The 7,279-nt window shown below is 45.0% G+C and carries 4 protein-coding genes; all 4 read right to left on the bottom strand.

Going from position 1 to position 7,279, the window contains the following annotated elements; all coding sequences use genetic code 11:
- Positions 1-331: 331 nt before the first annotated feature.
- Positions 332-1,294, bottom strand: coding sequence for a DEAD/DEAH box helicase (locus VN379_RS11780; RefSeq protein ID WP_325534029.1), 963 nt, complete (start codon positions 1,292-1,294; stop codon positions 332-334).
- 185 nt (positions 1,295-1,479) lie between these two features.
- Positions 1,480-4,284, bottom strand: a complete 2,805-nt coding sequence (locus tag VN379_RS11775) for a DEAD/DEAH box helicase (RefSeq protein WP_325534027.1) — start codon at positions 4,282-4,284, stop codon at positions 1,480-1,482.
- Positions 4,285-4,286: 2 nt separating this feature from the next.
- Entirely contained in the window at positions 4,287-6,428 is a 2,142-nt protein-coding gene (locus VN379_RS11770; RefSeq protein WP_325534025.1) for a site-specific DNA-methyltransferase, read from the bottom strand.
- A 67-nt stretch (positions 6,429-6,495) separates the two neighbouring features.
- The gene (locus tag VN379_RS11765; protein ID WP_325534022.1) at positions 6,496-6,714 is read right to left on the bottom strand and encodes a helix-turn-helix transcriptional regulator; all 219 of its coding nucleotides are present in this window, start codon (positions 6,712-6,714) and stop codon (positions 6,496-6,498) included.
- Between the last annotated feature and the right edge of the window lie 565 nt (positions 6,715-7,279).

The following is a 7,279-nucleotide window of genomic DNA, read 5'->3' as shown; positions in this document are numbered from 1 at the left end:
GTTTTCAGTAGTTGTATCTGTTAAATCTGGAGAATCACTAGTTTCTCCTTGATAATAATGTGCATCATCACCAAGAGCTTTTATGATGTCGTCTCTTAATTTTTGCGCCTCACTATACTTGTAAGAAATAAAAGTTTTATGTGCCATAACTGTCTCCCCCTTTTTCATGAATGTGATAAATCAGTGGTGGTTCTCAAGGGACAAGGGGACAGGAACCTTGTCCCAATTTTATTTGTTTCCGTGGCATGACAACTGGGATAAGAAACCTCTAAACTGTGCTTACGGCAATCCTCTGCAGTGACGGTATAAGCGGCCGTTACACTACCATGCCTCACACCACAAGCTCCGCTGCTCCAACACACTTCTTAAGCAACCCACTTGCGCTATTCTGTACATCTTTCAAGCAATGGAGATCCCCGAACATGAAGAAATGGTCTTTGACACGGGATACCGCCACATTCATAAGGCTCTTATTTGCATCAATAAAAAAGCATCCGTCCTGTTTGCCATATACGGTAGACAAAATAATAATTCTGCGGTCCGCTCCCTGAAAGGTGTGTATTGTGCCAACGCTAATTGCTGAGTAGTGTTCGGGCAGCTTTTTCTTTAGTTCCAGTTCGATGCATTTAGCCTGGGCTTTAAACGGAGTGATAATCCCGATCAGGTTTTCCTGTTTTTCTTCCGGATAAGTAGCCGCTATAAAAGCATAGTTCGCCTGCAACCACGCTACAATCTGCTCTGCTTCCAACTGGTTAAACCTGCTGGTCCCTTTTTTAGTTGAATGCAGGGAATCAATTTGTTTGAAACCCATTTGCGGCCATTGACCGATGGCGCGTTTCCGGTCCTGTTTCCCTTTGCCCCGCATGGGTTGCAGGTTGCCTTTATAGATTAGAACGTTGCAATAGTCGATAATTTCATCATAGCAACGGCGATGTTCGCTAAGGAACAGGCCCTTCGCTGCAAACTTCTCATAGTGGCAGCATTTTGCCGCTACCTTCATAACACTGGAATTCGAACTAGTGAGACCGGCTCGCTCCAGCACTTCGAACTCATCTAATGATTGGATGGCTCCATTCGATAACGCCAATGCTTTGTCCAGCGCCCAGTTCACGCTCCATACCGGTTCAATCTGGTAAGTGTCGCCGACAACAACAGCCCGCTTGGCCAGAGAGAAGACTCCGGCGGCAATTTCAGGCGAAACCTGGCCAGCTTCATCAACGATCAGCAGATCAATGAAATTGTACAAGAAAAATTGCTTTTGATCACCATAAGCCAGAAACTGTTTCGGCAGCATGGAACGACTCAAGGGGACGGTTCTTTTGAGTCATTTTTACCTTTATCGCACTATCTCGGTTCTATAAAGCTTGCATGCGATTGATTATTTCATCCTGAGTTCAATAATTTTTTTAAGACAGAACCAACCGTCCTTTAGTCTTCTGATGCCATACAATGCAATTTTCGACCGAAATGATAGAGATATCAAAAAATACCATCCGTTTCGAAAATATGATCGAGCTCGTCGGTATTCTGTGCTTTCAGCACTTTGTCACGAACTGCTCCCTGTGACAGGTCAAGACGTTTGAATCGTATTTTTCCTGCCGGGTCTTTACCTGTACGAATCAGTTGAATCCTCCCGATTTTAGGCTCTGCTTCCGCATATTTTGCAAAGCCTTTAGCCTTGCCAAGATTGTCTTTGAAATCCGGATTGTGCGGTTCCAGAATGTCAATGACATAGGTAAGAATCGGGTCGCTTCTTACAATCAGAAAATCAGGATAGGTCGCTTTGATTTCTCCGTTGATTTCATATGGAATGCACAACGACCATTTCTCACGCGGCGGGTTTCGAAGCCAGCAAACAAAATCTGGTCGTTTTGCTTCTTCTTCCAAAACACCTTCTTCCCAACCGTTGAGCTTGATGACGGCAATACCTTTTTCGTCAGCAAACAAGTGGTTATCATATTCCTTGCCAACTTTCTCAACACGAACATTGATCGTTTCCGGCAGGGTGAAATTGTGTTTACTGACGACATCGCTGTCTGCAATGATATCGCTATACTGCTTTTTGCACTTTTCGGATTTGTTGACAACATATTTCCGATATTGGTCGTTCAAGGCATGGAATTTCTTTTTCGCGTACCTGTTTAGCTTCGTTATACAGTCATCATCAGCCGCGAATAAGATACAATCGACCTTGAAAACACTGGGGTCATCGTTATTACAATACCTATTTCCGTATACATTTGGGAAGCCGTACCCGCCAATCTTTGCATCGGCCACACGCAGTTGCCGGTCGAGGTCGCTTTCGGATGTAGTAAAGAGATCGTGAACAATTCCGCTGTCAAGGGGCTCTCCGAACACATCAAAGATGCGGACAGACAGCTTGAAGGAAAGCACACACGAAGCAAGCTCATCATATTTTACTGTGCTTTGCAGCGACTCGATATAGGACCGAATCATGCTTGTAACATCGTCTTTAACTTCAACGGCTGCGTCCCGATAGATATTAGTCTGCGTAAGCAGGCTGGCAAGGTTCAGAAGTGATTTCAGATAGCTGTTGATCTTTACCGAACGAACCAAATAAGTCAGCAATCCTTGATCATTGATAAACTTCGTGATTTCTTCTCTGTTAAGGTAGCAGTTCGGAAGTTTCATCTGAACGCCGGTATTCGAAACGAACTCGTCTGGCTTGCCGTTGTCAGTTTTGATCGGGAACATAGGGGTCGGAGTACTTTGTGGATAGATCTGTTGCTGTGGGATATCTGTCGATTCAGTTATGGCATAACCATTCGTAGCATTAGACTCCCGAAAATTAGATGGTTGAGCTTCCGCAGCAGCGTTTCCCGATTGCGGAAATAAATTCATCTGTCCCTCTATCGGCTGGTTGTTTCTGTGCCGAGGAGGATGTACTGTCCATGGAACATAGACCGGCTGATCCATGGATTCTCCGTCGATTACAGTGGGAATCTCTCCGCCTTCGGTGTTTTGCAGCTCATCAATCACATTCTTGACTGTGTTCATATTGAAATAGGGAAGGAATAAACGCACATCATTCAGGGAATCGTCCACAAGGATATGACACTGCAGCGGTGTACGCACCATTCTGCCGAGAAGCTGTGCAATATATGTGGCGTCTACTGCATGTCGGAATGACATCATGGTTTCTGCGCGAGGACAATCCCAGCCTGTAGAGAGATTTTCCTTGAACAGCACTACGCGGATGCGCTTGTCATCTGTGATCTCAGGCGGCTCCACATGATGCACCTGCAGACCGTTAATTAACAGTGTGGAGGTAGATCCAAAGGTATGTACGACCTCATTCTCTTTAAATTGCGTGCCGATTCGTTCCTCGATTTTGGCAATCACATCGTCCAGATTGGTATCGGAAACGTTTTTACCGCTTCCGGCGAGAACCTGAATCACAAAGACCGGGTTAACCTGTTTATAATGCTGTTCGTATGAGTATTGATACCAGTGGTCGCATTTTAACTTCCATTCATCCGTGGCAGCCTGTAGAACTGCCATCTCGTTGTTCTTTTCCGGGTCGTCTGGATAGGTGATAACGATCCGATCTTTCAGCAGACCGGATGCACGCACATCGTTAGCAGTTACAATACACTTTTGCAGCGTGGAATTAGTATCGCCCACCAATTTATTGAACCGGGCAGCTGTGGCGCTGATACCGATGACAACCGGCATAGGGGAAAGATGATACTCCGTACTTCCTTTCAAAAAGCGCTGCATAATGGATGTCGCCTTTCCGGCTTCCTTCCCTTGCATACCGCGATGAGCTTCATCGATAATAAAGTACAAATGGTCGGCTTTCTCCCTTGCTGTGTTCTCCAGCGTTTCCCATATGGTGTGCTGGCGGGTATCGGAACGTCTGCAAAGGTTTCCGGCTTTTCCTAGCTTTTGCGTATTAAGGAAATAGACGTGCCCGTCCTCCAGCATTTCCATATCAAAGGATGCATCATCAATGGTGACACATTGACCAAAGCGAATCCTGTCCGCCTTCAAATCGAATTTTTGCTTGGATTGCTCGTTGAGCGCAGGAGAGTCTGACAGCCAGACGAAGATAGCTTCCGGCTGTTCGGCATATTGGTCTGTACCAAAGTAGATATCTTCAACAAGGGCTGCCATGATGAGCGTTTTTCCGGCACCAGTGGGCGCCTGCAGGGAGACTACCTGCGGGGTTTGGGTGCGCCGGTAACTGCCCAGTGCCTCAGCTGCCTTCATACGCAGGTCGGTTACTGCTTTTTTCTGAAACGGGAATAATTCAACTTTCATGGTCAGTTCCTCCCGGTATTGATTCTGAAGTTATCGAGATAATCCCGATAGAGCTGATATGTATTGGGTGCACTCAGATTCTTTGCCATGGCACAGTACCCAGCCTCGTAGTCGGTGACGATATATACCGTTTCAATTTCCGGATGGGCATTTACTGCTGCTTCAAACTCCGGGAAAGCAGCTTCTTCTGTCATTACGGCAAGCCGATTCTCCGGCAGTACCAGCATGGTGGGTATTTCTTCTCCAACATGTTTGGGGCATGGGCCGTGTGCTCCGGCTTTCATCCACAGCGTGGGCAGCATCTCTTTGAACTGCCTGCCCAACGCAACATCGGTTTTATTTAGAAAACTCAGCTTGAAATAGGCTGCATTTGCCTTGAACCCGTCTGCCATTGGTATATCGCTGCCGAGGTAATTGCCTTTCAACGGTTCACCATTCACATCGTGCCCTTCAATGCTGCATACTGTGCGGGGCCAGGTGACATAGCGAGCAATACCGAGCTTTTCCCATTCGTCATCACCAGGCTGATAGCCTTGTTCTGCCAACATTTTCGCCTCATCGTCGGAAACTTCATTGTTTGTAACCAAAATGCAGCGGCGTTGTCCGCCGTCTTCTGTATTCAGAAGATTTACAGCGTGAAGTGTTGTACCTGAGCCAGCGAAGAAGTCGACCACTATAGCATTTGGCTTATCTCCGACACACATTCGAAGTACATCTTCAACCGCATAAAGAGATTTTGGGTAATTGAATCGTTTTCCAATTATTCGATTTAATAATGTTGAGCCATATTCGCTTGCGTTATGGGATGTTTGATTCCATACAGATTTTGGCTCGACCAACTTATCTTCTTTACGCTTTAGAATTAGTGCACCTTTATCGTCCTTACCAACCACAATTATTGAACCTTTTTCTATTTCATCTATCGTGCCTTCGTTAAGATAATTGATCGCCCACCTGTCTTGTTTTTTATTATAGCTTCCGAGCTTCGCTGTTCCGGATTTAAGCGCGTTAACAAATGTTTCTCTTTTAAGCTGCCAACGGCCTTCACTTCCATTAGTGCGCATAGGCCACACGGCTGTTAACCCTTCAGGGATGAATACACTTGCACGATTTTGCTCTAAAGGAATTGGTTCACCAACGTTGACGATTGAAGATGTTCTTGGATCTACAATAATGGGGTAAAAGTGTTTTGGTTTATCTTCACGTTGGGAGGCAACACCTCGGCGCAACATAGATAACCACTGAACATTTTCAGTAGTTACATCTCCAGTTGATTCGAACATCTGTGAATCTAACATATTACATATATTTTTTTTGACTGATGCCTTGCCAAACATAATAAAAAAGATATATTCCGAGACTCTTGAAAATTGGATTATTTCTTCTCTTTGCATGCCACCTTTTTTCCCTTTATGTGAAACGCCTTTTCGATTAATAATGCTATCTACCATTTGAATTCTTGCCTCTGGAAACATCTCCTCCAGCAAGCAGCCAAGATGTAGATACTCCTTTTCATCAATGGTGACGATCATTTTGGAATCTTTCGGATTTAGCAGCTTCTTGGCAATTTTCAGCCGCTTCTGCATCATGGAAAGCCACTTGCTGTGCCTATATGTATCGACGTTGTCTACATAGTCATTGTTATATTTCCAGTCTTTTGCACCAGTGTTATAAGGCGGATCAATATAGATGCAGTCTACCTTTCCGGCATAAAGGTACTCCAGCAGCTGCAAAGCGTGATAGTTGTCCGCCTCAATCAGCGTATGCCACAAATCGCTATCGGGAGCGTTGCACACGCTGTCAATGGGTTTCAGATAAGGATAAATTGCCTCGCCGAACTCTGCAACGGACACCAAATCTGCCACCGGGAATTCCGATTGTTCCCCGCCGCCTTTTGGCAGACAAATCGCCGTTTCATCTTTTAGCTTCAACACGACATATGTTTCGTTTACCTTGCCGGCCATGAGAGCAACAGTGCTTCCTTTCCTGACAGGAATATCATAAAGCGGCGTACATTCCGGCAGATGCTCTTCAAACACAAGCCCGAATTTCTTCTGCTTATTCATCTGGTCTATCTTCTGCTGAATGCGGGCACGCAACTCTGGATTTTCTATTTGATTGATCAGATCATGTATTGCAGCCATAATTTCCTCCTTTATTGGTTCTTATTCGACCCGTAGGCGGTTTTCCTTCGCCTTGATTGCGAGTCAATCATTGTTTCTCCTCCGCATCGGGAATAACGTCCATAATATCGTCCATCGTGCAATCCAATACGCCGCAGATTTTAGCAAGCACATCAACACGGACATTCTCATTCCTGCCGAGTTTTGCCAAAGCGTTTGTGCTGATTTTTGCTTCTTTGAGCAGCTGCGTTTTGTTCATGCCTTTGTCAATCAACAGTTTCCAGAGTCTATTGTAGCTGATCGCCATAATCAGACCTCCAATTCTAATGAGACCCTATGCACAACAGTATAACACGGCACAAGCAGATCTCAATATAAATTTGATAATCTCAAATAATATTTGAGATTATGTGCCTTCAGAGCGAATATACACATACCAGAAAATAAGAAGGCACAGAACATGAAAATGGCAATCCCGTATAACATCACAGGTAAGCAAAGAAAGCAGCTGGCAGAGGACATCAGCGTGGTCCTGTACACCATTCCCCAATATATGGGCTATCCTATCTGCTCCTACCGAATTAGTGACTGCACTACACGAGCGTACCAAACATGCTGAAGGTACTCAATCCGCTGTTCTTGGATGATTTGCGACAGGATAGCTAACGGAGGTAAAATGAAGGGACGAGGCGTAGAATTTCTATAAAAAAGCAAAAAATATTCTTGCTGTATCCATTCCAAAATAATGTGCAATGAAATCCGGCAGATGATAGGTGCGTTGCCATAAAAATAACTTGTCACAATAATGACAAGAGGACAGAACCAAGCATCAGTGGTTGTTTATATGCCGCGACCGAGTGATGAAATGATGG

This window comes from Sporomusa sp., assembly GCF_035561255.1.
GTDB lineage: Bacteria > Bacillota > Negativicutes > Sporomusales > Sporomusaceae > Sporomusa.
Note: the sequence above shows the minus strand (reverse complement) of the source record. Positions and strands in the feature narration are given on the sequence as shown.

Excerpts from the sequence above, each read along its gene's own strand:
- VN379_RS11780 (WP_325534029.1), bottom strand. The coding sequence starts at position 1,294 with ATGCTGCCGAAACAGTTTCTGGCTTATGGTGATCAAAAGCAATTTTTC.
- VN379_RS11775 (WP_325534027.1), bottom strand. The coding sequence starts at position 4,284 with ATGAAAGTTGAATTATTCCCGTTTCAGAAAAAAGCAGTAACCGACCTG.
- VN379_RS11770 (WP_325534025.1), bottom strand. The coding sequence starts at position 6,428 with ATGGCTGCAATACATGATCTGATCAATCAAATAGAAAATCCAGAGTTG.
- VN379_RS11765 (WP_325534022.1), bottom strand. The coding sequence starts at position 6,714 with ATGGCGATCAGCTACAATAGACTCTGGAAACTGTTGATTGACAAAGGC.